This is a genomic window from Bradyrhizobium stylosanthis, assembly GCF_001641335.1.
In the GTDB taxonomy this organism is placed as follows: domain Bacteria; phylum Pseudomonadota; class Alphaproteobacteria; order Rhizobiales; family Xanthobacteraceae; genus Bradyrhizobium; species Bradyrhizobium stylosanthis.
The window spans coordinates 1,446,734-1,472,284 of the sequence record NZ_LVEM01000003.1 but is presented as its reverse complement, the minus strand read 5'-3'; the positions used below and the strand labels follow the sequence as shown (position 1 = coordinate 1,472,284).

Genomic DNA, 25,551 nt, shown 5'->3' with positions numbered 1-25,551 from the left:
ATCCATCAAAAGTATCCTTCTCGTTTCTTCTTCTCCATTGAAGCTGTCTCATCCGTGTCGATGAGGCGCCCCTGGCGCTCCGAAACTGTCGCAACCTGCATTTCGGCGACAATGTCCTCGATCGTGGTCGCCTCCGATTCGATGGCGCCGCTCAGGGGGTAGCACCCAAGTGTACGAAAGCGGATTCTCCGCATCTGCGGGGTCTCGCTCTGCAAGAGCGGGAGCCGCTCGTCGTCCACCATGATCAGGGTACCGTCCCGATGCACTACCGGTCGCCATCTTGCGAAGTAGAGAGGCACGACGGGGATCTTCTCGAACATGATGTATTCCCAGATTTCGAGCTCCGTCCAATTCGACATCGCGAACACTCTCATGGTTTCGCCTTGACGAATGCGGGTGTTGAACAGGTTCCAAAGTTCGGGCCGTTGGTTACGCGGGTCCCAGACGTGTCCTACCGAGCGGAACGAAAATATGCGCTCCTTGGCGCGGCTTTTCTCCTCGTCCCGCCGCGCCCCGCCGAATGCCGCATCGAATCCGTACAGGTCAAGGGCCTGCTTGAGCGCGTCGGTCTTCATAACCTGCGTATGGAGCGCGGAGCCGGAATCGATAGGATTGATACCGCGCGCGATGCCGTCCTTGTTCACGTGGACGATCAGATCGACCCCCATGCGTTTTGCCGTCTCGTCGCGAAAGGTAATCATTTCGCGGAATTTCCACGTCGTATCAATATGCATCAACGGAAAAGGCAGCTTCGCCGGATAGAACGCCTTCATCGCCAGGTGGAGCATGACGCTCGAATCTTTACCAATTGAATAGAGCATCACCGGGCTTTTGAACGCGGCGACAGCTTCCCGCATGATTTCAATCGTCTCGGCCTCGAGCCGACGCAAATGGCGGGGCAGCGTATGCGTTTCCAATCTGATCATAACCTTCGCGTCCATATTGAACATGTTCGAGATATACCCCAGCGACGAAGTTGCCCTGCCGGTGTTCACGCCATATTTCAGGGCTTTTGTACGAGGTCAGTGATCGCTTAGCTTCGATGAAGCAGGATTGTGTGCTCCGCCGCGGAATGTAATCGATGGTCGATTCAAAGCCAGAGATCCGCGGCGCCATCCCCAAAGGGGACAAAATTGTGGGAACGAGCCGTGGACTGGAGATCGCAGACTGACTGACGATCGTTCGATTTTTTGTTGATGTCTCAACATCAAACGAGCTAACCGTGGCGCAAAGCCGTTGCGCCTGGGCGGGGGCAGTGCGATCGGTCCATCTTGCTGAAGGGGAAGGCATGATCATCTACATGCCTTTCGCGCTTGCAGGCGTCCTTGCCGCCAATCAAGAGCTAGTGAGGAGCCGGCAAAAAACCGCCTACGACCAGACTGACGCGACCACAATGACGTGTTCCTCGTAGCTTTCCCGACAGAAAACCTACCGTGTTGCTCAATTGCTAACGGTTTTCCTACCTGGCAGCACGGGAATTGGTGAAATCGATTGTTTGGATGGAATGCATTCACATTGCGGATCGCGACGGCATCTCCTGAGGTCTGGGTCTCAATCTCCTGCTCGCACTCGTTGCTCTAATCCCCATCGCGCCGCCTTTTAGCGGGCCTCATGGGCGGCAGACGTTTTTTGCCGGAACAGCTAACCGATCTCACGGCCACTCGACCCGTTACCGGGTTTTGGAGGTTCAAAGTCTAGATTGGCGTGTGAGCGATCTGCTTCTCAAGTCTGTAGGCCACGAAATTTGTCGATCTCTATCGCCTGGCACACAAAATCTCTAGCCGCGAAACAATGGCTGTCGCGAGGCCAAGTTTTTGTCACCCGCTCAGCCTTTGCGCAACTGTCTGTCCACGGGTCGGTCTGGCTACGCGTGGGCCCCAAGTCAACTACTAGCCGTGGCAATTGATTGAGGCGGGGGACACTGGCATGCAACATCGATCTTGCCACGTCGGACCTGATGGGTGTGCGGTCTTTCCGCGCGCAGTCATGAAATCCGATCTTTCCTGAAACACTATTGGACTCTGTTTGGGCTCGCAGACGCTCACATGCGCCGAAGATGTGAATGAGGGAGATCGTTGCCCGTTGCAAGAGACTGCAAGGATTCGGCAGAAAGCCATGGAGGCAGTCCGGAGCGGCTTAGACTGTTGGCGCCGAGCGCTTCGCCCGAAGAAGAGTGCCGACCGAATGCCCGTGTCAGATCGCGCCCTTGCGACTGGGAGTTCAGTTCAGATGAAGCCGGTCTGCGCGATAAGGATGACCGGATTACTGCATGACCGCTCAAGCTGACGAGCGTCCTATCGCCATCTGCGCGGTAATTCCGCTCTTTTTCTGCCAATGGCTGCTCCAGCCCTACCGCGCTGCATTTGTGCTGGTTGGCTTCCTCGGTGCGACAGCGGCCGACCTGTTCATGCCGATATACTCGGGCCATCTCGTCGACGCGTTGACCTCAGGTCCTTACCACAACTATTGGGCATCACGACGCTTGTTGATGTTAGATCAAAGCCGACACGAGTGTGTGAGAGACAAACACGCGCCGCGTCTTGTTCTGGCCGTGGCGCCAGCTCTCGCGGCGGAGCAGGACGGGGCACGTGCGATAGCCGTAGCGAACGCGTGCGTGACAGATCTTTCTCGTCCTCGAACTGCTTCAGCCGCCGCATCTCTGTCGGCAGCAGCCCGTCATACTTGGTCTTCCAATTGAAATAGGTCGCCTGGGTGATACCGGCCTTGCGGCAAATCTCCGCAACATGCCGTCGGCGCCCTGCTTGAGAAGAACGCCTTCTGGACGTCTGAAAACTTCGTGGCCTTCATCGCTCCTCTTCGCTCCTCCCAGCCTGGGAATCGCTGCGAAAAACGCTAGCCCGAAAATGCTCCACTTTGCCGGCCTCAGATCATCTTTGCAGCCTACGGTCGGGCCCGTTGAACCTAATCGCCCCGCCAGTGTTCCGGTCCAGGATCACCCTGAGCATGAGCACAAACGGCTTGAAGCGCACGTAGCGACAGGTTGTATGATCGCAGGAAATTGCAAATGGCCTCAGAGCCCTTCATCGAGGAGTATAAATGCTTCAATTCTCAAATGGAGACCCGCATCATTTGTTTGAAATGCGTGGTGAGGCCACTGGGGCGAGGTATTCGACTTCGTTGGCAGCATCGTAATGAATTTGACGGATCGAAGCGGCGTGCAGCACTGTTGTAGCTTTTGATGCGGCCGGGACTTTGCGCATGAGCGTTACTAGCGCAGCGGTGCGAGCGGTTGAGCTGAATGCCCCGTTAATCGCGAGCTCACAGGCCGGCGGCGTCTGTAGGACCGAAGAAGCGGGTGGTTATCTTCACGATGCAACTAGCGAGAATGAGTGATTGAGCGACGATCTCCATCTTGAAGAGAAAGTCATCGAGGCGCTACATTTTTACCGAGAGGCTCTTGCCGCTGCCGAGAAGTCTGAAACCGTGCAAGCGCTCGCACATCGAGCGCTCATGAACATGCTGCCCGAGCTCCGGCGCGCAGATCTCGAGGACCGACCTCCGTCAATACGGACCAAGCTGTTTGATGCCGGTGCGAAAGCGGTCGTTCGATTGAATGAGGCGCGGCAGGTCTTGGATGAGGCGACCGCAGGTTTAGAGGGAGCTCGCCAAGCCCTGGCGGCTCTCGAGGTGCAACTCGGATACACTCCAGATGTTGCGCCAGGAAATCGAATTTTGGTGACGGTTGAGCGAGCACTGGCGCGAACTGACGGAGAAGATCTGGATGGCTCGCGTCGCGAGCGGGCATCTGAAAGTTGAGCCCAATGTGGCGGGGTCTATCGCGTCCGTACGTCAATTTCTCCGCTCGACCGTTGGACAATGCGTTAGAAATCGACCCCGGAAATGTCGCCGCGATGGTCTGCCTCGCAGGTGCCAACACGGCGATGGCCGCGTCCTACTTGGCCGACGACAGGACCGTCCATCTGGGGGGCGCCCAGACGAGATTGGAAAAAGCGCTGTCCCTCGAGCCGGGCTCAGTTCTCCGCCCGGCGCCTTAGAAAGACTTTAGCGTCTCCGATGACCGTGCGCGCCGTCGGGGGCGGGCTAACCCAAGCCGCCGCGGCTGAGCTGTTCAACACCTCGCCGAAGACGGTGGCCAAATGGGTCAAGCGGTTCCGCGCAGAAGGTATTGAAGGGTTGCGCGATCGCTCCTCCAGACCCCATTCACGCCGAGCCAAACCCCGCCTGCCACATACGCAGCCGTCGAGGTGTTGCGCCGGCAGCGCCATACCGGCAAGCAGATCGCGGCCGGGGTCAAGGTCTCACCGGCCACCGTCAGCCGCATCCTGGAGCCAGCCGAGCCGGAACCCCGCTATGAGCGCAAAAGCCCAGGCGAGATCATTCACATCGACATCAAAAAGCTCGGGCGTTTCGAGCGTGTCGGACACCTTCACCGGCGATCCGAGTGGTCCGTACGAGAGCCGCGGCGCGGCTTGGGATTTCGTCCACGTCTGCATTGACGACCACTTTCGCGTCGCTTTCTCCGAGATCAAGCCCGACGAGACGGCGGACAGTGCTGTTCCGTTTCTCAAAGCAGCCGTGGCGTATTACAAAAGCCTCGGCGTCACCGTCACGCGCGTCATGACGGACAATGGCAGTTTCGATGGAGTCGAGACGGCGCGTATGATGAGCCGCTTCTATGCGGCGGCGCGGCTCTACGTCAACTTCTTGAGCACGCATTTATGATTTGGTTTCGGTCCGCGAGCCCATACGGGTCCGCAGCTCCATCGCTGTATCAGAGGCCGGACAGATGGCCGCATCCGATACGTGCCAATCTTCTTCAAAAACCGCTTGCATCTTGCGGGGCGTCCACAGGTGGGTTCACGCGCCAATCCACTCTACGCAGCTTCAATCTCACCCATACTTCAACTTCATGAACAAGATACCGCCGGCAAGCACCATCGTGATGGCGTTGGCGGCGACCAGCGGCGCGTCGCCAGAGAGCAGGCCGTAGATGAGCCAGAGCGCCAGGCCCAGCACCATGACCAGGAACATGCCAAGCGAGATGTCGCGCGCCGATCGAGTCTTCCAGACCTTGATGAACTGCGGCGCGTAGGCGACGGTGGTGCAGGTGGCGGCAGCAAAGCCGATCAGCTTAATCGCGAAGGGTTCCATGTCGGCTCTATAGCACGGATTCGGTGGTGATCATGGCTAAAGCCTTTTCTTTTCCGTTCCGATCGGAACGGAAAGGGCTCTAGGGTCTGGCTTTGACGCGTTTACGCGAGCCGGTATCCACTTCGCTCGAAAACGCTTGTAGCCGCAAGGAGCTGAGCGAGTGTTGTGAAGGACATTCGGCGCCAAACACGCCGGCACTACTCGGCGGAAGAGAAAATCCGCATTGTGCTGGAACGGCTGCGCGGTGAGGAGAATATCTCCGAACTGTGCCGCCGCGAGGGCATCGCAGCCTCGATGTACTACGGCTGGTCCAAGGAGTTCCTCGAAGCTGGCAAGCGCCGCCTGGCAGGCGACACGGCGCGCGCGGCGACTCATGCAGCATCTCCTTGTCGAGCGAGAGATCGGCGACGAGCTTCTTCAGCTGGATGGTAAGCGTAGCGCCGAGGCCCTTTTGAATGGCGCTTGACGCCTATTTTGTTCGCGTAGCGCGCGCCGCCGCGGTTTCCATGTGTCGGACAACGCGTTGACGGCGGGGCTTCCAGCGCCTCCCGGTCGACGACGTTGGGATCGAGCCTGTCATTCGGCCTGCAATATTGGCTCTGACTCATTTCTGATGAAGTGCGTCGGCGACTGTGGGTCTTCAACGGAGAATCGGCGCCATGCGGCAGGCTTTCGAATTTCATCGCTAGTACCGAGTGGTTTGGTCTTTGATGGCGTAAGTGATTCAGAGGATTCAATTATTCTGGCTGTTCGGTCAGAGGCTGCGGAGGCCCAATGCCCTTTGTGCGCGACAGCAACGCGCCGAGTCCATAGCCGATACATCCGGCACGTGGCCGAGTTGCCATCAGCGGGCAGAAAGGTGCCCCTCCGATTGCTCAAGCGGCGCTTCACATGTGAGGTGCCGTATTGTCGCCGTCGGATCTTCACCGAGCGGCTCGGAGAAGACGTCGTTCCGCTGCGACGGCGTCGGACGGCACGGCTCGAACACATCGTCCATCACCTGGGGTTGGCGCTCGGGGGCCGGCCGGCGGCAAGCTTCGCCAAGCGGCTCATGCTGCCTGTCAGCAACGATACCTTGCTGCTGGTCCGCCGGCGGAAGGCGATGCCGATGGATCCATTGCTTGTTGTGGGTATCGATGACTGGGCGTTCCCGACACCCAAGGGCTCCTGGTCGGCGCGATCGTTCGCGCTGCCGACGTCCAGGATCGCGACGGCGCGCCAGATGTCCTGTGCAGCATTCGCTACCGCTTCCCCTGGCTGCGCCATATCTTCGCCGATGGCGGCTATGCCGGCGAAAAGCTCAAGGCGGTGCTGGAAAAGATCGGCCGGTGGACTGTCGAGATCATCAAGCGCTCCGATGCCGCACAGGGCTTCGAGGTGCTTCCGCGCCGCTGGGCGGTCGAACGAACAATTTCGAGTCAGGCTCTTAGACCGGGGCGGTCAATTCGACCGGCTACTAATTTAGGTAGGTGCTCTGCTGTATTTCTCGACGATACAAATTGGTGGCACCTTGGGACTTTGACCTCTCAGGAGCAAGGTGGCCAGCCACAGTCTTCGAGGGGACTGGCCACCTTCGCTTGCGGCGCCACCTTACAAGGTAGCACAGGCCAACGGAATGCGCACATTCGAGCGGCACATCACGTCCCTGCGGTCGCAAGCGCTTGCGGTGCTTGCAGCCAATCAGGCCCGTGCGGCCGATCAGTCTTTGAGCCAAGTAGATCGCCAAGTCGCGACGTTTAATGCCAAGGAGGCTCAAGCGGTGCTGGGCATACTCGACGACTTGAAACCCAGCCTCGGGCCGGAAGAGGCGAGGAAGATCACTGCGCGCATACGCACGCTTCTAGAGTGGGACGTGTGAGTGCCAACCGATTTGGGTGCGACGCCTGCGAGACTCTCGCCAGCGAGTCGCGCCCGCGCTGCATGCGACCGGGGACTGATCGCCAAGTCACCGCCCTGTCTTGGTAGTTGCTCTAGGGCGTTCGTCCGGAAGATGATCCCCGTCAGCTTCTTCCGCCCCTTGAAGTTACCGGTGCGCGGTAGGGAGAGCGCTCATCGGTCCACTTTAAGGCGCCGAGTCGCGCTGCCGCTAACTTCACTGGCAGCGCGCGTGGTGGGGACAGCGTCGCTCGCATTGTCGACGCCGGCACAAGCCCCAGGGAGGAAATGCAAAATCCTGAATTGGATAACGTATGGAGGAGGGAGCGCGCCTTCGCCATCCGTAAGACCCGGTACTCCTAACGTGTAAAAGTAAAGACTTGAGCTGACAGCCGGTGCTTTGGCGCGGCAGGTGTCCGACAAAGATCTGATGTCCGACCTCATGCGGCCGGCAGCCATTTCTCCCTCGCCAAAGACCGCGCGTCAAGCCAGGTTTGCATCGGCGTCTTGCCGTAACACCAGCGGCCCTGATGTGGACGTGTCTCATTGTAAGCGGCAATCCACTCATCGAGATTGCCCTGCAGCGCGAGGACGCTCGGATAAATCTTCTTGCGGAACGCGACGCGGTAGGCCTCTTCGAGCACGGTGCGATGAAAACGCTCGACAATGCCGTTGGTCTGCGGGCTCTTGGTCTTGGTGCGGGTGTGATCGATGTCCTCGACGGCGAGATACAGTTCGTACTCGTGATGCTCCGGGTTGCCGCAATACTCTGTGCCGCGGTCGGTCAGGATCCGGCTGAACGGGATATCCTGCGCATCGAAGAACGGCACCACGCGGTCATTGAGCAGCTCTGCCGCCGTGATCGGCGTCTTGCGGTCATACAGCTTGGCGAACGCCACTTTGCTGTAGGTGTCAATGAAGGTCTGCTGATAGATCCGACCCACGCCCTTCATGTTGCCAACATAGAAGGTATCCTGCGCGCCGCAATAGCCGGGGCACTCGCTCTCGAGCTCGCCATGCGCCTCTTATTCGGACTTGGTGTTCTCCAGCACGACGAGTTGGGCCTCGGTCAACACCAGGCCGTCCTGGACCATCTTGGCCTCCAGCGCTGCCAGCCGTTTCTTGACGTTGGCAAGGTCATGACGCAGCCACACCGCGCGTACGCAAAATGGCGAGATCGACAGACCTTGGCGTCTCAGTTCGTTGCTCACCCGCACCTGGCCCCATGCTGCTTGCTCGATCGCCAGCTCCACCACCTCGGCCTCGATCTCAGGCGCTACACGGTTCTTCGGAATCGGTTTCTTGCGGCTGATCTCGGCCGGCGCCAGCTCACCGCCTTTGTCGTACAGTTCCTTGAACCGATAGAAGCTATCGCGGCTATAGCCCATCATTCGACAGGCTTGGCTGACATTGCCAAGCTGCTTCGCCAGTTCCAGCATGCCCACCTTCGCGCGAATGACCTTCTGCTCTTGTGTCATGGGACGTCTCCTGTGAGACGCTGCGGGCTGCGCGGGAGCTCCCGTTCGGGTCAGCGCTCCCGCTCGCCCGCAGCTCCGTTCCCTGCCAGTTTCGAACCATGCTGTAAGATTAAGTCGAAACTTCTACAATTTCTACCAGTGGCGCGACAGCGGATTGTGGCAATCGATCAACCACGCACTCCTGATGCTCGCGCGCAAGGCGATCGGCCGGGAGGCTTCGCCGACGGCTGGCGTGATCGACAGCCAATCGGTCAAGACCACGGAAGGTGGCGGCCCTCGCGGCTACGACGCGGGAAAGAAGATCAAGGGTCGAAGCGCCACATCGTCACCGACACCCAAGGGCTCCTGGTCGGCGCGATCGTTCATGCTGCCGACGTCCAGGATCGCGATGGCGCGCCAGATGTCCTGTGCAGCATTCGCTACCGCTTCCCCTGGCTGCGCCATATCTTCGCCGATGGCGGTTATGCCGGCGAAAAGCTCAAGGCGGTGCTGGAAAAAATCGGCCGGTGGACTGTCGAGATCATCAAGCGCTCCGATGCCGCACAGGGCTTCGAGGTGCTTACGCGCCGCTGGGTGGTCGAACGAACCTTTGCCTGGCTCGGCCGCAACCGCAGATTGGCCAAGGATTTCGAGCGAACCATCGAAAGCGCAACTGCCTGGCTCTTCCTCGCTTCCGTCCAACTCATGACAAGGCGCATCGCAGCGATAAAAACAGCAATGCAATTTTGAGTCAGGCTCTAAGAAGTCATCAAGGGCCTTCGAGGAATCCTCAAGCAAGGTCTTTATCCCTTTCGCGCATTCGTCGGTTACCTCGATCAGGGTGGCGGCAAGCCGAAACTTCCCGATCCAGCGCGAGCACCGTTCATAGGAGACGCTTTCGCGGTATGGGACAGGATCGTGGTCACGGCATCCCCTCACTGATCACTTGTACCAACAAGACTTCCGCGGCCTCTGCGGAAAGAAGGTTGGCGTGAGCAGCCTCGCCGTCATCCTCCGCAATCCACATCATTCGCATGCACGGACCCAAATCTTCGACCTTTGGGCGAGCTCAAGCTCTACAGTATGAAGGCTGCCTTCGACGAGATCATGGCGACTGCTGTCAAACGCCAGCATGAACTCCAACGCATTGTCGGAGATCTGCTCACCGCCGAGATCAACGAGAAGCAGGCCCGACCGATCAAATACCAGCTTACCATTGCCAAGCTGCCGCTTGCGAAGGACATCGCCGACTTCCAGTTCGACTGGCACGCCGATCAATCAGACGCTCCTCAATGATCTCGCCCGCGGCGGCTTCATCGCCCAGCAATGCAACGTCGTGCTGGCGGGCGGTACCGGGAACCGGCAAGTCCCATCTTGCCATCGCAATCGCCAGGAGCTGCGTCCGATCCGGCGCCCGGGGACCATTTTATAATGTCGTCGACCTCGTCAATCTACCCCAGATGGACTTCATCGTTCTGGACGAACTTGGATATCTTTCCTTCGCCCAGTCGGGGGCCAGCTTCTCTTCCACCTCGTGAGCCGGCTTTATGAGCACGCCTCCGTCGTTTTGACCACCAATCTCGTCTTTGGCGAATCGCCGAGCGTCTTCGGCGATGCCAAGATGACCACCGCGCTGCTCGACCGGTTGACCCACCACTGCGACATCGTTGAAACCGGCAATGACAGCTGGCGCTTCAAAACCCGAGACGACGATCAATCTACCCGGGCTCGTCTTGTCTCCGCTATTCCGGCCAGCTCCGAGATGGCGATCCGAGGTCCCAGTCCAATGCCGAATGACTCAAATGGATGTTCATGGCAGATAAAGCTCGCGCCAAACTCGGCCGCGCCTATCCAGCCACACCAAAATTGTCAAAATCGCCGTGATGAACCACTAGAATACCAATCGCGCGCAGCGCGGCAGCCGTCTTTGCGAGTCGCGTAACGGGCTTGACGGTGCCAATTTCATTGGTGCGCATGGCGTCGATTCGTTGCAGGAGCCGCGCGAAGCTGTTTACTTGTCTGTCCAGCAGAGTGATATCGACGTAGTCGCCCTGTTCGGTACTTAGCAGGTACTTTGGCACGGTTACGAGGGCGATGTTGGGGATGCCTTTTAAATAGAGCGGTTGGCCTTCGCCGAACTGAATGAGCGCGTTTGGGGCCGATACTCTCGGCGCTTGCGCGGCTGTGCGCCATTCTGATTCGACGAGCGCCCTCAGCTGCGGGTTGGAGGCATAGAGCAATTCGGGTTCAGGGTTGCCTGTCGGCCCGTAGCAGTGTTTTAGGGGGGGGCACAGCATTCTCGAGCGCCGAGGTGGTTCGATCACCGCGTCAAGGACGAGCACCCCCTGCCTGCACCGAGAGGCGGCGTCCAGCACAAAGTCGGCCTCCTCTCCAGCTACGAAGACGGCTGGAATGCTCTGGTAGGGCAATGTGAATGGTAAATTCTGTCCTCGGGCGTTGGGGGAGCTTATGCCACGCCAGGCGAATATCACCGCTTCGACACCAGCTCTGCGGGCACGCGCTAGACCGAGGCCGGCGAGTGTGGCGGGCAGTAGCGGTATAGTGGTCTTGCCCCACGCACGCGCCCGATCCCACGTCTTCACCACCGCACTAAACGGAAACTCATGGTTGCGGACCTCGAGGACAGCAATGCATCCGCGCGCTTTGGCGCATCGCGGTATTGCGCCACGCAATCTGTGCAATTGCTTCTCGGTCCCTCGGGGCCCGGTGGTCCCGGAGTAGGGAAAGACGGAAGAGATCGCTACGTCGCGTCCGTCGATCACAAGGCCCAGACCGTTCGGGTTTTCTGCAGTCATGCTCCAGCGATCGAAATGCAAGACGTCCTCGTGAACGCGCATACCGAAATCTACCCACTGCTGTTTGACGTGCTCAACAAGTTGATTATGCGGCTTTGAGCCGGAGAGTCGGGCGCCAAGGGACCCCAAGTACATCAGCTCGGCTCGGATGGTATCGTGGTCCGAGAGGAAAACCTCCATTCTGCGGTTTCCAGCGGCGAAAGAAGTACCCGGAAAGTAGGCGGGGGGAACGTCCGTACACGCCCCTTCCTTCCTCAAATCTCATTCTTGATTCTTCAGCCCTCCTTCGATTTAGCACCCAGGCATCCGGCCAGCACCATACGGTTCGCGTGCAGGATGATCGAGCATTCCCGTCAATAGGTGCGCCATGTCTCAGTTACTCCGAGCTCCCGGACAGCGCTTCGTTGCCTCTCGACGCGGTGGCGCCTCGCCAAGCCATCGGCGCGTTACTCGCGCCCCATTTCCGCCAACGGATCTTCCGTTACATCGCCGGCGACGGGAGGCTGGTCAAGGACTTGAGCGAACCGCCGTAAGAGGGCGGTTGTGCTTGGCGACATTTCCGCAACCGGGCCGGGTATATAGCATGAGACGAGATAGGCCCGGCGTCGTGCCTCAGAGTCGTCCAGTAGCAATGGCAACGTCTCGATTGCTCGTTCCGGCTCCAAGATCGCAATGATGGTCTGCCGGCGAGTGATTGCATTCAGGCGGTCAGACGCGAGAGAGCGGAACGGCTCGTCCTGCGTTAGAACGCGTGACCAGCGGTCCAGACGATCGCGGCGAATACCACCGCGATCGTTGACAAGCAGCGTCATCATACGAACGACCGCTTCGATGAAGCCGCCGGTTGTGATCGCCTTGAGTGCAAAGCAAACGTCAGGGCGCGACCGCAATTCTTCGAGTGTCGTTTGCCTCGTATTCACCTCGTAGCGACTACCAAAGTAGTCCTGCAAAGGAGTATTCCACATGCTGTGGAACACCAGCTCATAGATCGTGTCGCGCATGTCGCGCCAGAAGACGATCGTCCGTTCGATATGTTGCACATACAGCGCTTCCGCAACCAAGAATGGATTATCCGCTCTGGCCTTTGCTCGAGACCTAAGAACCTGCCCAGCTCGGGACTTGAGGCCGACGAGCATCGGGTTTTGCGAAGAGAGTAGCGCTCGCGACAAACGTTGCGGATGAAGAGTTCGACCGGCTTCGGCCGTCAGTTTCGTGACTGCAGCTCTAACGAATGGGCGGGCAACAGTGTGATAGACCTGTGCCTGAAGTTGCGATGCGCGGTCCACCGCGCCGAAAGGACGCTCGTCGCGATAATTGTCGTTAAATGCCAGGATGTCCTTGAAGCTGCGTTGGACTAGCTCTACGCTGTAGTCTTTTCGTCCATCATGTTCCTGAATATCCGTGACGCACATTTCGTAGAGCCCGGGCATCAACGCTTCGATCGCCTCAAGAGTGGTTGCGACTTGCTTAAACTCCCGATTGACAACTTTCGACGAGACGAAGATGCCGAGGTGCCCGACCTCATTATGCACCATATAGATAATGTGTTGGCCGCGGGCGCGGATTTCCTCTTCGTTCTCGTAAGCATCTGTAATCCAATTCAGAGCCTGCTGGGGTGGCGTAACGTTGTCGCCATGGCTGGCAAACACGATGATCGGTGCCCTGATCTGCTTGAGATCCACGTGCTGACGTTCTGATGCTAGATAGGCTTTGTTTTTGGCAAGTCGGTTTCCGATGAACAGGTTTTCCAGAATCCAGCAGATCTCGTTCTCGTGCAGCAGACAGAAGCTGGCCCACCACGTCTCTGTTGCAAGGAAGCTTTCGCGCGCTGTATCCACGTCGCGAAAAAGGTCGGTGTACTTTAGGAATAGTCGCTCGGGATTGAGCAATTCGAAATTGTGTATGAGATTTGCGCCGTCGAACATTCCCTTGCCAAGATCGCACAGAAACATTGGAATCCAGACTCCGCCGAATATGCCGGCAATGTAGCGGAAGGTGTTGTCGCCGATGTTCCCCGACACAGCTGACACCGGTGATCCATTGATGGTAATAGGGCCTGTCAAGTCAGGGTTTGTCGCGGCCATGACGAGGGTCGCCCAGCCAGCTTGGCAGTTGCCAATGATTGCGGGGAGAGGGGCACGCGGATGCCGGCGCATGACTTCCCGAACAAAGGCGGCTTCCGCATAGGCGACATCAGAGAGATGCTGATACGGCTCCGGCTCGCGGCGGAAGGACACCAGATAAACGGGATGACCTTCACGCAATGCGACGCCAACCTGACTATCCGCTGCGTGGGCCCCGACACCCGCGGTGTGTCCCGCACGGGGAGGGATGATAACAAAGGGCCGACGACGCGAGTAATCGACGGTAACGTCTTGTGGCGGGATCATGCGTAGCAATACGAAGTTGGATTTTACAGGAAGATCCCGTCCGTCCATAATCGTCTCGTACTCGTAGAAAAGGGCGGGTGGAGAGCCCGCCGCCTCATGTTCAAGGAAGATGTCGCCGCTCTCTCGGAGAACATCCATTAGCAATATGGTGCGCTCGCCGACGTCGCGGATGTATTCGCGCCAGGAAAGTTCAAACCGTCCGTCCTCTTGGAGGTTCAACAGATCTTTGGCCAGACGTTCGCCGCTTGCCAAAAACTCGGACAGGTGCAAGAAAGCCATCTCACAGCTGCGCTTGGCCCGCAGTGTCCACGCCATTTGCAATACGTTGATGGTCTTGGTACCCACCTCTATTGTGCGATCAGCGTAGATTCTGAATGGGCTCTGGTTGAGTTCAAGTTCAAGTTCAGCACGTTGCGCTTTCATCGACTCGGCCGCATTAGAGCGGTGGAAAGAGTCAGACATGGCTTGGCCTCCTCTGTTCTAGAGTATGCCCCGTAATGCTGTTCACGCTGTGGTGCCAGATTGTCTATCTATGGCCTGGTTCATCCGGCCAACTGCTCGCAAGCGAGTCAAAGTGCGACCTAAAGAGAAGCGGCGCTTAGGGGGAATTGTGCGAGCACGGTGCCTTTTCCACCACGTCCCCAAACCCTTTATCGTGCAAGGTGCATGCCAGGCGCATGGTCACTTAGGAGATTGGCCGAGCAGCTTCTGTTTTCGTGTTCTCTGCACGGCTTTTGGTGGGTTGAGAACCACGACCGTCAGAGATTGAACACTGTCTTGTCGGACAGCTGCCGTTTTACATTCCTTAGCGGGGCCTTGCAGGGGCTACTTCCGCCGATTAGCCTGCTCTGAGCGAGAATTCGGGGCTAGTAGCTCGTCACAGTGATTTTGACTCTTTGGTCGTGCCTGGATCGGCGCCCCGCAGTTTGGCGCGAGCTTTGTCTGTTGTGAACATCCAGTTGATACGGGCCCGAGCGTTGTTTCGTTGCCGCTCCCATGCTGCGATCTCGTTTCTAAGGCGTTTTGGATCGACGATCCGGCGGCCGAGACACTGCCCTTGGGAGGACGCCGATCTCGATCTCGACCATGTTTCTCGTCCGACAGGCCGTCACGATCAGTGAGTTTGATTATCACGTCGGTCAGCAGCGCCAGTGTCCAGGGCCTCCGGCCGCCGGGGGGGGGCGCATGCGGTCGCCACCAGCGGGGCTTCCTCCTTGCCGCTCAGGGCTCAATTCGACCCGGTACCGTACATTCATCGTTCGCCTCCCTGTCGGCGGGTCCAGACGAATCTATATGCAAGCTTGATTTCGACGAAATGGGGGGGCTCGCCGAAAGGTTGCATGCTTGCGACTATATCTTCGGGGGGACGGGACGAATCATGGCTGAGAGATCACGCCGCTCGAGGAAGCTGAAATGACCCGCCGTCTCCTCGCGCTCCACCAACTCCTCCGCCGACCTTTGCATCCGACGACGGGGAGCAGCCTCTCCATTGCTCCCTCATCCCGACTCAGCACAGCCCTAATGCAGTCAAATGTGTGCCGACCCTCCTCGGACTTCGAATATTGCGATATCTCTTTTGCCAGCTTGGCAATTGTGCCCCGTGAAGTCCGAACGTCGTCGACGACTCCCAGCAGAGTGTTACTTGTTGATACTTAGTGCGAAAAACGAATGTGGCTTGCAGCTGAGTCGCATGAACTCCGGTCGTGCATCAGAAAAGGTGCGAGCGCTAGATTCCGACTCATGTCGCGCACCACGTCGATATTTTCAGCGAAAACCAGTTGACGAGTCTGCCCGAGGATCTGCTGACGCGGTTGGGCGCTGATGCCAGCATAATTCTGACCGAAAATCCCTTTACGGAGCGAGTGCTGACGAATTTGGATATAGTTCTAGGGGCTAAGGATTACGTCGGTCCGACCGTCCAGCTTTCGCGCGAGGACGAAAGCGAGCTGTCCGCGACAGACGACAAGCAGGCCGAAGCTCTCACTGATGCGGTCGCAGGCTGGCTCAGGGGCAGCCCGAAGGAGGGCGACAGAGAGGTGCTGGCAGCCTGGCAGGTTTCTGCAGAAGAGCCGGGCGCCCGGGAATACGCGCTTTTCCTCGACAAGCTGTTGGAGTCCGTCAACTCTGATAATGAACAATTCCGGCAGTCGGTGGCCAATGATCTGCGACAGGCGGCGAAAAACCCGCAATTGCGCGCGCAGTACTTTCAACTGGCCCTTGACGCCAACCAGAGCTGCGAGGATCGCAGAACGTTAACCTGGAACGGCATGCAAACCGCACGGCTCATCGCGGACGTCGAGAACGGCCTCTACGACAACACGGCACGTCTTCCCGATCTCGTCCATCTGGGGCGCGTCATGTTCCGCCTGGACGCGCTGGAGGAGATCGCGCGCGAGAAGGCTCACTCGCTGCGCTCCGTCTACGACGTCGGAGACATCGACGCCATTGAGGTCTATCTTGCGTATCAGAACAAGCTTCGCGATCGGCTGGCACTGCAACATGTCGCGCCGGACATGCGCTACTTTGATGTCTCCGGCGTCACAGAGGCGGACGTTGGCAGTGCAGAAACATCCGTGCGGAATAAGGAGGCGGAGGAGTTCGCCGGCTATTTGGCGACGGACTGGCAGCCTTGGGACAATGTTGTGCGTCGCATCGCACCCGAAGACCATGCCGTGTCGCAGGAGCAGCTCATTGATGCGATGGGGCAAGAGTTTGACAGCCGACTGAACCAACAGCTCGCCGACAAAGGCCTGGTCGGGGTTGACGCTGAGCTCGTCGACGATGCCAAGCGGGAGTTGGGTGCCGCCGTTCGCAAGGAAATCGCCCGCGAGATTAAGGGCGGTCCCAGAGACAAGGTGCTCAACGATCACGGCTTCAATCTGTGAAGCTGCCTTCGGCTGCAGGAGGCTTAATTCCCGCTCCTCCTGGCGCCCCTTGCGGAAGATGTAGCTCGAGTGCGGGCATCACAGGTTTCTATTGCGCCGCCTGAAATGCCGCGCCCCCGGATCCGCAAAGCCCCATAACTACGCCGGATAATGAATATGGCTGCACGGTGTGCTCCCGCACGAATTTCGACCGGAGACAAGAGTGACCATCCGCGGATTGGACTGCACGGCCAGAGCATAATAGCATCAGCGCGTGTTCGTCATCACATCGGGAGTTGGCGGCACACGAAGGAAAATGCTGCGTCAGCGATTGTGATCTGCTTCTCTTTACGAGCAAGATGCACGATCGCGAGCCTCGCGAACTGCCCCCCGGGCGCGCCTTTGCATTAATATGCGCAGCTCGCCCACGAATTAGTTTGACGGCATGACCGTCCAGGGCAACTGCTTCGGTGGATGCGAGCCGCAGATGAGCAGCTAATCGCGCGCTAGGGAAACTTATCGGATAATGCAAGCCAGCTTTTGGAACGCTTTCGTCGATCTCATGCCGTCCCGCAGTCTAATTCAGGTATCCACAAGCTACCATCACGGGCGGTTAGCTGAATTCGGCGATCGAAGGGCATAGTTCAGTACGTAACGTACAGAACCGTGCCCCGGGGAATGTCTTGGGTTCCGTTAAATTTCTGAAGAGGTCGGCGCTGCCCACCTTGAGCCGGTAGGCTCGGGGTGCTGATTCCACAAAGGAAGCAACGTAATCAGCAGCAGATCATAATGTGACGGAGCACCACGTTTCCGGTGTTATCCGGTGGTAGTCTGCGATCCCCTCCACATTATTCCCCCGTCGTTAAAGGGGGTCGATCCAGGCAACAACGCTCTGGTCCTGTTTCCACGATTGTCAATCGGCATTGGACTGGGCCCCCGGATGGCATCCAATCGGCCCACGCCGAAACACATCCACGATGGCCGCTTTGCCGATCATGACGGGCTTTCGAGGCGTTCCAACGCCAGGCGTTTTGTTTCCAGATTCCCCTGAGCGTAGTGGTTTGTGGTGTCGAGGCTGACATGGCCGAGCCAGCTTCGGATCACCGTGACGTCAACGCCTGCCGCCACCAGATGCACCGCCGTCGTATGACGGAAGCTATGAGGCGTTACGAGCTTCGAAGTCAGGCTCGGTGTGATCTTCGCTGCCGCTTCGACGTATTGCGCTAGTAGCGGCACCCGACGCCGAGCGGGACACCATATCGATTAACGAAGATGGGCTCGTCGTCGGTCCTCGGCTGTTGCATGAGCTGCGATCTTAGCAACGACACGGTTTCTGGCCAAAGAGGGCTCAGCGGTTCCTTTCGTCCCTTGCCGTAAAGACGCACGCAGGTTGGCGATTCGAACCGGATTGCCCGCGGGCAAACATCGAGCGCCTCCTGGATACGCGCGCCGGCATTATAGAGGAAGGAGAAGAGCGCGTGGTCGCGTTGCCCCTCGATCGTCGAGCGATCGGGCGGGGCCAGAATGGCGTTCACTTCCGCGGGCTGCAGATAGCACGGCGCGTGGATCGGTGCTTTCTCTATGGGCACGTGCAGAACCTGGGTGCATTGCTCGATAGCCGTCGGCTCACGATCAGCCACGAAGCGGAGAAGCTACGCAATGCGGACAGGCGACAGTTGCGCGTGCCGATCGTATCTCCGCGTTCTTGCTCGGTGTATTACAGGAAGGCCTTGACCTCGAAGGCTGTCAGGTCGCCCAGTGTGAGCTGGGCTGCCGGCCGGTCTCAGCGTTGAGCCACAAACCGGAGGAACAGGCGCCATGTGTCGCGGTAGGATCGAACGGTGTGCGCAGAGGCATTTCACTGCTGAACCATCCACTCGTAAAAGAAGGCATGAAGCTGCGCAATTTTGACATCTCGGTCCTCACGCGCGGCAATTCCCGGCCGATGGAGGCGGTGTTGGTCTACGTCGATCTGGACGGGTTCACCAAATACGTCGCTGACAACATCGACAAGAAGGCGGTTGACGTCGTGCGCAGCTTCCACGTCATCCGGTCGTAGTTCGACCAGGTAGTCTCCTCCGACTTCGGCGGCCGCAGGATCCGCTTCATCGGCGATTGCATCCACGTCCTTCTGATGGAGGGGACGGCTCATACGACCTACGAGCAGGAAATCGTCTCGACGCCGACGCTGTGCGCCGGCGCTCTCAGGGCAGCTTCGATCTTGCTCTCAAGCGAAGGCGAAAGTCGCCGGTCTGGGCCTGGCGATCGGTTACGAATTTGACCCGATGACCGTTACCTGCCTCGGCATGCAAGGTGACCGCGTGCGCTGCTCGGTCAGCCGCGGCGTTCTCGCCTCGGAAGCGGAGCAATGCCTGTGCAGCGGCGTCGAAACTGCGATCGGACCGGCCGCATATGACGCCGGCACCGATGCGGTTCAGGAAGCTCTTAGGCGAGACGCTCAAGCTCTCCGGCCTCGACTACGACACGGCCGCGGACTCGCTCGAAGCGGAGGGCGACAAGGTCGCGATGGACGCCGCGATAGCGGCTCCCGCAATGGCCAAGGCGGTCGAACAGCCATTCCGGCCTTTCAGCGAAATGCCGTGAATGCCGCCAAGCCCGCTTGAAATCATCAGCGGCGTATCGGCAGCGCATCATGCGCAGCCGATTGTGCTCGAGCGCGATCACGCCATCCTCGATGTGGCTCCGCCGGCCGTCTCCGGAGCGCCTGGGCCGACGTACAGGCTGCGCATCGACGAAGTCGGCATGCGGCGGTCCGCGAGCTCGAGCCGACGCTGTTGCCGGCGTGCTGCCCCCCATCGGCACATCAACTGCGACAGGCACCTTCTGCCTGTTCTGGGAGGAAGCCGAGCCCCTTTTGGTCACGGAAAGCTGACGCTTGTCGTTCATGCGGTCGCCCGGCGACAGCTCCGAGGGCCCCCTTTTGGCTGCCCGACAGCGCTCTTCTCGTGCCCAGAGCTCGAGCTCTGGCTGGCTGCTCGATGAACATGGCATCGAGCCCGCATGTGACCGTGTTTGGCAAATTGGCGCGCGAGGACGGCACGCATCTTCGCAAGAGCGGGCGCACACGCTTCTCGGGTTCTTTCGCACTAAGATATCCCTATGCTGTGGCCTTCCACCCTAGTTGCTGCGCAGGAACGGGCACCGCTTTGTCGGATAATGCATGACGTGCCAGCGCGACATCGACGATGCGATTGGCTAGCGCCGGAAAGCCCAAGCCCGCCGCGCGGGCGGCGAGCACATACGAAGCGCCCTGCCCGAGCGCGGCCATGGAATTGATTTCCAGCACAAACGGCTGTCCGGCGCGGTCCACGCGGATATCAACGCGGGCATAATCGCGGCAGAAGCACGCGCGGAACGTCGCGACTGAAATGTCGCGTAGCCGCTTTGCGAGGTCCTCGTCCACGAGGGCCGGACATATTTTCTCGGGTTCGGCCGCAGCGCGATGCGCCTTGTCCTCCCAGGTGATCAGGCGAATGGGCCGGTCGGCGAAATCATGCTCTACCAACGGCAGGGTCTCGATCCCTTCGTTGCCGAGCAATGCGACGCAGATTTCGCGGCCGTCGATGTACTCTTCGACCAGCGCGTCCTGATCGTATTGCGCAACGATCGCCTCCACGGCAGGCTTCAACAGAGCCGGGTCGCGCACGAGCTGCAGACCAAAGCTCGTCGATTCGTGACGCGGCTTCACCACCACCGGAAACTGCAGCTCGCGGATCACCTCGGTGCCGTCCCGCATGACTTGGAAATTCGGCGTCGGGACGCCGGCGGCACGGATGAGCTCCTTGGTGATCACCTTGTCCAGGGCGAGCGCGTGGCCGAGAGGGCTCGACCCGGTGTACGGAACGCCTCCCATCTCAAGCATGGCCGGAACATGCGTGTAGCGGCACTCTCCCTGAATTCCGTAGGCCATGTTAAATACGATGCCTGACGGCCGCCCCTGGCGATCCGGCGGCATGAACCGCTCCAGCGTGGCGAGCAGGGTTTTGTCACCTTCGCAAAGGAGGGTTTCATGCCCTCCGTCGCGCAGGGCCGCCATCACGCTTTCGACGGCGTTGCGCCCGTATTTCTCGGGACATACCTGTCCGAACCGGTTGATCACTCCCAAACAATCGCTGTTCCAAACGACAGCTATGCGCATGTCAGACTCCAATTGATATTCCAAGTCATCACTTGCTCCGACCACCGCGGGGCGGCATCCGCTTCTCAACCAGGGGTCCTCGAACGAACGGGTTCATGCCTTCGAACAAGCGAACGTCAAGATACCTGTTGATCAGCAGTATGCTGCCGGCAAGCGCCAGCACCATTTCGGGGAATCGGAGAAAGAAGTTGAACGTGCCCGGCAGCTTGATCAAGCTCACGATCAGGACGGCCGCGATCACCGCCATCAGCATCCGCCAGAGGGCCTCTGCCAAACCGTCCTGGTCGAGCACCTTAGCGAAGCTCTCGCAGGTCAGGCACAGCGCGATAACAGGAAACAGGGAAATCTCACGCAGCCATGCGATATTCCACCAACTTCCGATGATCAAGGGGACGAACAGACACGCCGCGGCGAGACTCAACAGCACGCCGAGGCGCGAGTAGTTGTGATTGGTCGTGAGCAGCCGGCGAAGCGCGACCATGACCACAAGCACCACTAGAACGAACGCGAGGCTGATCGGGATACCCAGGATATCGAACCCCATCGCCAGAAGGATGGGGCGAAAGAAGCTGAGGACCCTCACGCCGAGTGTTAGCCGGAAAACCGCGACGATCACGGCGCCCAGCGCTACCAGCAGCACATTTTCGGCCGCGGCGTGAAAATGTGCAGGCACGTCGGCAAGCGAGAAAAGGCCTGTCGTCACGGCGGCGGTCGGGAAGACCGGAATCTTGGCGAGCGCGATCCCGACCGGAAGCGCGAACAAGAAGACCAAGAGCCAATCGGTCGTAGCTATCGCGCCCGTCGACTCGGGTGGGGTGGTCGATTTTTCGATCACTGGAACGTTCCCGCCGTTCCGTCACGCCGGGGGTCGGCCGCCCCCGTCACGCCGCCGTCCGGGGAGAACTGCAGCGCGTGCACGGCCGCCATGGCGTAGCTGTGGCGTGACCGGATGACGGGCTCGCGTCCGCTCGCCAGGAGGCTACTCAGCAAGGCGTCGTCCGCGGCCGGCCGCTCGATCCAGACCTTGCCGCCCACGAGCCCGTGCACGCGCGGCGCATCGACGGCCGAAACGATGTCACGGCCGTGATCGATCACGTCGCACGTGACCTGGAGAATGGCCGAGATGATGCGGCGGCTGCCGGCCGCGCCCAATGCAAGCAATGGCGTTGCGGCGGGGCCGCCCAACACTAGCGTCGGCGCGATGTTCGAGCGGGGCCGGCACCGCGGCGCGAGCGCATGAGCATGGGGTGTGCGCGGACAAGTGCAGAGATAATTGTTGTAGACAAAGCCGAGCGTGCGGTGCGCGACCTTCGCGCCGAATACAGATTGGATCGACTGAGTCAGGCTGACGATCATGCCGTGCTGGTCGCACGCCATCAGATGGGTTGTATCGCCGGGCTCTTCGGCGCAATCGGCCGTGAAGGCGAGCTTTCGCGAGCCAGCAATCGCGGCCGCAACCCGCCTTGCATGATCCCGACTCAGCGGGTCGCGCAAAGTTAGCGCGGGCTGCTGCGAGCTCATGTGCTCGCGTTCGCGGAACGCGGCCGACACGGCAAGGGCGAGCGCCTTGCGCCATCCGCTTTCCGATCTCGCAAAGCCGTGCTCCGCGAGCTCTTTCAACAGGTTGAACGCCATGAGGAGCTGCGGGCCGCCGTTCGGCGCCGGAGCACTGACGATCCGGCAGCCGGCGTACTCGACCGACAGCGGATCTGTCTCGACCGGCGGAGCGCAGGCTGAGAGGTCGGCCGCAGTGATGAGCCCGCCGCACGCCGCCATGTCCGCCGTGATCCGGCGGGCAATGGAGCCCTGGTAGAAATCCTCGATGCCGCGACGCACGAGCTCGCGGAGCGTGACCGCCAATGCGGGCTGGCGGAACGTCGAGCCGACGGGCGGCGGCCGGCCGTCCGCCAGGAACAACTCCGCCGCCGCGCCGGCGCGCAGACATTGGGCCACCCATCGGCACTGCCGATGCTGCAGCTGCGTGATGGGATAGCCATCTTCCGCGTTCCCGATCGCCGGCGCCAACACCTGGGCGCGACTGAGCACGCCATATTGGCGCTGCGCCCAGTCGGGAGTGGCGGGAGCCGACGGAACCGTGCAGGCGCGATGACCGCGGCGCTGCTGGACCGCCGTGATCGTCTCAAGCGATGCCGCCGCGGGTGCGCGCGACTGTCCGTCGATGATCCGGATTGATCCGTCGGTACGGCGCACGAGCATCGACGTCTGTCCACCCAGCCCGGACGCGCTCGGTTCGCAGACGGACAACGCCCACGCGGCGGCGACCGCCGCGTCCATGGCGTTGCCGCCCGCACGTAATGTGGCAAGCCCGGCTTGGGTGGCGAGCGGAAAGGCCGTCACCACCGCTGCCAGGCTTACCGGCTTGCGTCCCTCCGCGGGCGCAACGCCGCGGGGCTCTCGATCTGCGGCCAGCATCGCGAACGCTCCGGGTCAGGCTTCCGGCAAATCGTCGAGCCAGTAGGCGTCCTCAACATACGGGCGGGAGAAGATCTTGCCAATCTTGTCCGGATATTTGTTCTGGTGGTAGCGCATGTACACGCGGCCATCGTCGCCGAGGTCGAGAATTTCGATCTTCCCGGTATAATGCGACATGATGTACTTGAACGTTTTCTGGATCCCGCTCAGCCGCTGATTGGCCCCTTTGGCGATCTCGATGCCGCGGGCGAGCGGCACCTGAAAGTGCGACGCACCTTTCACTGGTCGCCCCTGGAACAGATAGTACGGCTGCACGCCGATCTCATGGCACTTGGCGAAGGTGTCGGCAATGATAGCGGGGTCGTCATTCACGTTCGCGAGCAGCACCGTCTGATTGAGGAACTGGACGCCATGCGCGCGCAGCCCGCGGATGCAATGCTCAGCTTCGGACGAGATTTCGCCCATGTGATCGAAGTGGGCGACGATGATCGGCGTCGTGCCCGCCTCGTGCATGCGCCGGAACAGATCAGCGAGGGTCGGATCCTCCAGCCGCTTGGGAGAGAAGGCCACCGTCTTGGTCCCGAAGCGGATGGAGGTCACATGCGGAATCGGCAGCAGGTGGTCGACGATCATTTCGAGCTTGGTGGTGCTTAGGATGAACGGATCGCCGCCCGAGAGCAGCACATTGTTCATCTCTGGATGGGCACCGATATAGCGAGCCACTTCAGCGAAATCCGGGGCGATCTCGTCCGAATCCTTGCCGACAATACGCTTGCGGAAGCAGTAACGGCAATATGATGCACAGCGATCGGTGACGAGCAGCAGTCCTGTCTGCGGGTATTTGTGTTGCAAGCCGGGCACAACGGTGTTGTCGTGCTCGCCGCTCGTGTCAAGGCTTCCGGGACTTTCGAGCTCCTTGAGCGAAGGCTCGACTATGTGTTTCAGCTGCTCGTAGTATCGGCTCTTTTGAATGTGCTCGCGATAGAACTTCGTGACGTGATATTGCGTGATGTCATTCGCCTGCAACTCATTTTCTGGGACGAAGCGCGCACCCTCTATGAAGTTCATGAGCGTAGCATCGGAGGGGACCTTCTTTTCCGACTGTACTCGTGCCTCGGATACAAGACCCTCTGCCCGTGACTCAAACATCAAGATACTCTCATCCTCTTATTAGACGGAGTTTAAGCTTAGCCCCCGCGCAGTGGATACTGCGATCGCCTCGAGTGAAACTCCGACGTTGTAGTAATGTCGGACAACCGCGTTTATGTCTAGGTATTTTTTCCTATTCGCGACTATACAAGTCTCGACGCTTGGTGACGCCTGGGAGTGCCGAGCCGGTCTACTCTCGGCGAAGCTTTCAATTACCCATAACTTTGACCACTCGGGCTGATCGGCGAAATCTTGAATCGTCTTCGAGGTCGGAGGAATGTGCCGCTTCATCATGGCCCCCGCCGGTGGATCTCCCATGTCATTCCCGCGGTCTGAAGCCGCCCAAGAAGTTACGGGATAATCCAGCCAGCGTCCTTCCAGGACGATCTACAGAGATACTGGCTTAGCTAGACTAGCTAGGCTCAGTTAGCCCATCAGCTCGCGCGGATTCTGAAAGCGGGAGAGATCGCCGATCTCGGCCAACACCCCCACAGCGATCCAAGTCTTGCCACCATCTGCGCTATTGCGCTTTCCGACGAAGATGTCGGCAGCGGCGCGCCCGCTCTTGCTCCCGCGCCGGCAGTACACCATCGTTTCAATCGTCCAGTTAGTCATGAGTCCCTCATGGCAGCAACACGACTTGATCGGAGCGGCGAAGCCGCGCCTTCTCTATAGCAATCTTGCACGCCGCTGGGAATGTCACCGCGGTATCCGTGACAAACTCATAATCCCGCAGAGTGATGCGGGTTGACACGATCCGGAATCGCCATTTGCGTCGCCCGCTTGGTTTCTTTCCGTGTTCGCGCTCCCACAGCGAAGTGTCAAAGCGCATGCCTGCCCTAACGACCGTACGTCCTAACTTGGAACGCCGACATGCCAGCGGCCACTGCGCTTGACACTGCTTTGCCGTCCAGCGCATCGCGCGCGATCTGCCCGCCATCGCGAGCTACGTCCCAAAGGTGAGGCTCATCCTTCGGCTGGTATCTGTCGGGCTCGCCGTCGATGGGTTGATGGGGGCCATAATAGCGCCTCGGGTCCTCGTAAAAGCGCAACGCGAGCTCCAAGTCGGCGACCCGATGAAGCAACACAGTCGCTTCCATCGCGATGAGGTCGGCTTCCGTCATCTTAGGTCGGTTGCACCTTCGTGTTCGTTCGGGAGCACCGTTTGATACTGGGATCGTGTTGTGCTCACGTGGTAGGCGATCAAACGGCCTTCCACTGCGCCTTTGTCGCAGATGAAGCCAAAAGTGAGCAAGTGACCGTCTCATGCTCTTG

At 59.5% G+C, this 25,551-nt stretch carries 19 protein-coding genes and 8 pseudogenes; 11 read left to right on the top strand and 16 right to left on the bottom strand.

Annotated elements, in window-relative coordinates:
* Positions 1 to 5: 5 nt before the first annotated feature.
* Positions 6 to 926: a sulfate adenylyltransferase subunit CysD gene (gene cysD, locus A7X65_RS26430; protein WP_430643472.1), complete on the bottom strand. Its 921-nt coding sequence runs from the start codon at positions 924 to 926 to the stop codon at positions 6 to 8.
* Positions 927 to 2,269: 1,343 nt separating this feature from the next.
* Here cysD and A7X65_RS42100 point away from each other — a divergent pair.
* Positions 2,270 to 2,698, top strand: a complete 429-nt coding sequence (locus tag A7X65_RS42100) for a hypothetical protein (RefSeq protein ID WP_145669463.1) — start codon at positions 2,270 to 2,272, stop codon at positions 2,696 to 2,698.
* Here the strand turns inward: A7X65_RS42100 and A7X65_RS42095 are convergent.
* A pseudogene (locus tag A7X65_RS42095) lies at positions 2,628 to 2,808 on the bottom strand (transposase); the annotation flags it as partial. The gene A7X65_RS42100 and the pseudogene A7X65_RS42095 overlap by 71 nt on opposite strands.
* 546 nt (positions 2,809 to 3,354) lie before the next feature.
* Between A7X65_RS42095 and A7X65_RS26425 the strand changes: the two are divergent.
* Entirely contained in the window at positions 3,355 to 3,777 is a 423-nt protein-coding gene (locus A7X65_RS26425; protein ID WP_063690575.1) for an efflux RND transporter periplasmic adaptor subunit, read from the top strand.
* A gap of 258 nt (positions 3,778 to 4,035) precedes the next feature.
* Positions 4,036 to 4,617: pseudogene (locus A7X65_RS40925) on the top strand (helix-turn-helix domain-containing protein); the annotation flags it as partial.
* Between the two features lie 255 nt (positions 4,618 to 4,872).
* Here the strand turns inward: A7X65_RS40925 and A7X65_RS26415 are convergent.
* Complete coding sequence (locus tag A7X65_RS26415) at positions 4,873 to 5,133, bottom strand: SemiSWEET transporter (protein WP_028156488.1); 261 nt, start codon at positions 5,131 to 5,133, stop codon at positions 4,873 to 4,875.
* A 165-nt stretch (positions 5,134 to 5,298) separates the two neighbouring features.
* On the opposite strand from A7X65_RS26415, the pseudogene A7X65_RS26410 reads away from it, so the two are divergent.
* The 4 genes and pseudogenes from A7X65_RS26410 to A7X65_RS26400 form a co-directional block, all read left to right on the top strand.
* Positions 5,299 to 5,556, top strand: a pseudogene (locus A7X65_RS26410) (transposase); the annotation flags it as partial.
* Between the two features lie 190 nt (positions 5,557 to 5,746).
* Positions 5,747 to 6,283 (top strand): annotated as a pseudogene (locus A7X65_RS43920) (transposase family protein); the annotation flags it as partial.
* Positions 6,280 to 6,549 (top strand): annotated as a pseudogene (locus A7X65_RS40915) (transposase); the annotation flags it as partial. The pseudogenes A7X65_RS43920 and A7X65_RS40915, both read left to right, overlap by 4 nt.
* A 199-nt stretch (positions 6,550 to 6,748) precedes the next feature.
* Entirely contained in the window at positions 6,749 to 6,991 is a 243-nt protein-coding gene (locus A7X65_RS26400) for a hypothetical protein (protein ID WP_063690568.1), read from the top strand.
* 457 nt (positions 6,992 to 7,448) lie between these two features.
* Here A7X65_RS26400 and A7X65_RS26395 read toward each other — a convergent pair.
* Positions 7,449 to 8,486, bottom strand: a pseudogene (locus tag A7X65_RS26395) (IS481 family transposase).
* 156 nt (positions 8,487 to 8,642) lie between these two features.
* Between A7X65_RS26395 and A7X65_RS26390 the strand changes: the two are divergent.
* Entirely contained in the window at positions 8,643 to 9,215 is a 573-nt protein-coding gene (locus A7X65_RS26390; protein ID WP_245323854.1) for an IS5 family transposase, read from the top strand.
* A gap of 333 nt (positions 9,216 to 9,548) precedes the next feature.
* A pseudogene (locus A7X65_RS26385) lies at positions 9,549 to 10,170 on the top strand (ATP-binding protein); the annotation flags it as partial.
* A gap of 142 nt (positions 10,171 to 10,312) precedes the next feature.
* Here the strand turns inward: A7X65_RS26385 and A7X65_RS42090 are convergent.
* From A7X65_RS42090 to A7X65_RS40910, 3 genes and pseudogenes are all read right to left on the bottom strand, one after another.
* Complete coding sequence (locus A7X65_RS42090; protein WP_145669459.1) at positions 10,313 to 11,461, bottom strand: hypothetical protein; 1,149 nt, start codon at positions 11,459 to 11,461, stop codon at positions 10,313 to 10,315.
* A 266-nt stretch (positions 11,462 to 11,727) separates the two neighbouring features.
* Positions 11,728 to 14,133 (bottom strand): DUF3141 domain-containing protein, encoded by a 2,406-nt coding sequence (locus A7X65_RS26380; protein ID WP_063690566.1) that lies wholly within the window; start codon positions 14,131 to 14,133, stop codon positions 11,728 to 11,730.
* A gap of 415 nt (positions 14,134 to 14,548) precedes the next feature.
* Positions 14,549 to 14,762 (bottom strand): annotated as a pseudogene (locus A7X65_RS40910) (IS630 family transposase); the annotation flags it as partial.
* A gap of 687 nt (positions 14,763 to 15,449) precedes the next feature.
* Here A7X65_RS40910 and A7X65_RS26375 point away from each other — a divergent pair.
* A complete protein-coding gene (locus A7X65_RS26375; protein ID WP_063690564.1) occupies positions 15,450 to 16,556 on the top strand; it encodes an NEL domain-containing protein in 1,107 nt (368 codons plus the stop codon).
* A 972-nt stretch (positions 16,557 to 17,528) separates the two neighbouring features.
* Here the strand turns inward: A7X65_RS26375 and A7X65_RS43630 are convergent.
* Both A7X65_RS43630 and A7X65_RS43625 read right to left on the bottom strand, forming a co-directional pair.
* Positions 17,529 to 17,771 carry a tyrosine-type recombinase/integrase gene (locus A7X65_RS43630; protein ID WP_283806175.1) on the bottom strand — a complete coding sequence of 81 codons (243 nt, stop codon included), beginning with the start codon at positions 17,769 to 17,771 and terminating at the stop codon, positions 17,529 to 17,531.
* Positions 17,759 to 18,175 carry a tyrosine-type recombinase/integrase gene (locus A7X65_RS43625; protein WP_283806174.1) on the bottom strand — a complete coding sequence of 139 codons (417 nt, stop codon included), beginning with the start codon at positions 18,173 to 18,175 and terminating at the stop codon, positions 17,759 to 17,761. Before A7X65_RS43625 ends, A7X65_RS43630 begins: the two co-directional genes overlap by 13 nt.
* A gap of 251 nt (positions 18,176 to 18,426) precedes the next feature.
* On the opposite strand from A7X65_RS43625, the gene A7X65_RS42805 reads away from it, so the two are divergent.
* Positions 18,427 to 18,594: a hypothetical protein gene (locus A7X65_RS42805; RefSeq protein ID WP_167358275.1), complete on the top strand. Its 168-nt coding sequence runs from the start codon at positions 18,427 to 18,429 to the stop codon at positions 18,592 to 18,594.
* Between the two features lie 386 nt (positions 18,595 to 18,980).
* Here the strand turns inward: A7X65_RS42805 and A7X65_RS42085 are convergent, their stop codons facing one another.
* The 7 genes from A7X65_RS42085 to A7X65_RS26340 all read right to left on the bottom strand — a co-directional run bounded on the left by A7X65_RS42085 (position 18,981) and on the right by A7X65_RS26340 (position 25,400).
* Positions 18,981 to 19,442: a hypothetical protein gene (locus A7X65_RS42085; RefSeq protein WP_156528065.1), complete on the bottom strand. Its 462-nt coding sequence runs from the start codon at positions 19,440 to 19,442 to the stop codon at positions 18,981 to 18,983.
* Between the two features lie 211 nt (positions 19,443 to 19,653).
* A complete protein-coding gene (locus A7X65_RS26360; RefSeq protein ID WP_082885079.1) occupies positions 19,654 to 20,694 on the bottom strand; it encodes a D-alanine--D-alanine ligase family protein in 1,041 nt (346 codons plus the stop codon).
* Positions 20,695 to 20,722: 28 nt separating this feature from the next.
* Positions 20,723 to 21,529 carry a 7TM domain-containing protein gene (locus A7X65_RS26355; RefSeq protein ID WP_063690562.1) on the bottom strand — a complete coding sequence of 269 codons (807 nt, stop codon included), beginning with the start codon at positions 21,527 to 21,529 and terminating at the stop codon, positions 20,723 to 20,725.
* The gene (locus tag A7X65_RS26350) at positions 21,526 to 23,127 is read right to left on the bottom strand and encodes a gamma-glutamyltransferase family protein (RefSeq protein ID WP_063690561.1); all 1,602 of its coding nucleotides are present in this window, start codon (positions 23,125 to 23,127) and stop codon (positions 21,526 to 21,528) included. Before A7X65_RS26350 ends, A7X65_RS26355 begins: the two co-directional genes overlap by 4 nt.
* Positions 23,128 to 23,142: 15 nt before the next feature.
* Positions 23,143 to 24,195 carry a KamA family radical SAM protein gene (locus A7X65_RS26345; protein ID WP_145669454.1) on the bottom strand — a complete coding sequence of 351 codons (1,053 nt, stop codon included), beginning with the start codon at positions 24,193 to 24,195 and terminating at the stop codon, positions 23,143 to 23,145.
* A gap of 507 nt (positions 24,196 to 24,702) precedes the next feature.
* Entirely contained in the window at positions 24,703 to 24,891 is a 189-nt protein-coding gene (locus tag A7X65_RS43050; RefSeq protein ID WP_156528062.1) for a hypothetical protein, read from the bottom strand.
* Positions 24,892 to 25,115: 224 nt separating this feature from the next.
* Entirely contained in the window at positions 25,116 to 25,400 is a 285-nt protein-coding gene (locus tag A7X65_RS26340; protein ID WP_063690559.1) for a hypothetical protein, read from the bottom strand.
* Between the last annotated feature and the right edge of the window lie 151 nt (positions 25,401 to 25,551).

Coding starts and splice junctions, on each gene's coding strand:
- cysD (WP_430643472.1), bottom strand. CDS start 926: ATGATCAGATTGGAAACGCATACGCTGCCCCGCCATTTGCGTCGGCTC.
- A7X65_RS42100 (WP_145669463.1), top strand. CDS start 2,270: ATGACCGCTCAAGCTGACGAGCGTCCTATCGCCATCTGCGCGGTAATT.
- A7X65_RS26415 (WP_028156488.1), bottom strand. CDS start 5,133: ATGGAACCCTTCGCGATTAAGCTGATCGGCTTTGCTGCCGCCACCTGC.
- A7X65_RS26400 (WP_063690568.1), top strand. CDS start 6,749: ATGCGCACATTCGAGCGGCACATCACGTCCCTGCGGTCGCAAGCGCTT.
- A7X65_RS42090 (WP_145669459.1), bottom strand. CDS start 11,461: ATGGAGGTTTTCCTCTCGGACCACGATACCATCCGAGCCGAGCTGATG.
- A7X65_RS26380 (WP_063690566.1), bottom strand. CDS start 14,133: ATGTCTGACTCTTTCCACCGCTCTAATGCGGCCGAGTCGATGAAAGCG.
- A7X65_RS42805 (WP_167358275.1), top strand. CDS start 18,427: ATGAAGCTGCGCAATTTTGACATCTCGGTCCTCACGCGCGGCAATTCC.
- A7X65_RS42085 (WP_156528065.1), bottom strand. CDS start 19,442: ATGAACGACAAGCGTCAGCTTTCCGTGACCAAAAGGGGCTCGGCTTCC.
- A7X65_RS26360 (WP_082885079.1), bottom strand. CDS start 20,694: ATGCGCATAGCTGTCGTTTGGAACAGCGATTGTTTGGGAGTGATCAAC.
- A7X65_RS26350 (WP_063690561.1), bottom strand. CDS start 23,127: ATGCTGGCCGCAGATCGAGAGCCCCGCGGCGTTGCGCCCGCGGAGGGA.
- A7X65_RS26345 (WP_145669454.1), bottom strand. CDS start 24,195: ATGAACTTCATAGAGGGTGCGCGCTTCGTCCCAGAAAATGAGTTGCAG.
- A7X65_RS43050 (WP_156528062.1), bottom strand. CDS start 24,891: ATGACTAACTGGACGATTGAAACGATGGTGTACTGCCGGCGCGGGAGC.
- A7X65_RS26340 (WP_063690559.1), bottom strand. CDS start 25,400: ATGACGGAAGCCGACCTCATCGCGATGGAAGCGACTGTGTTGCTTCAT.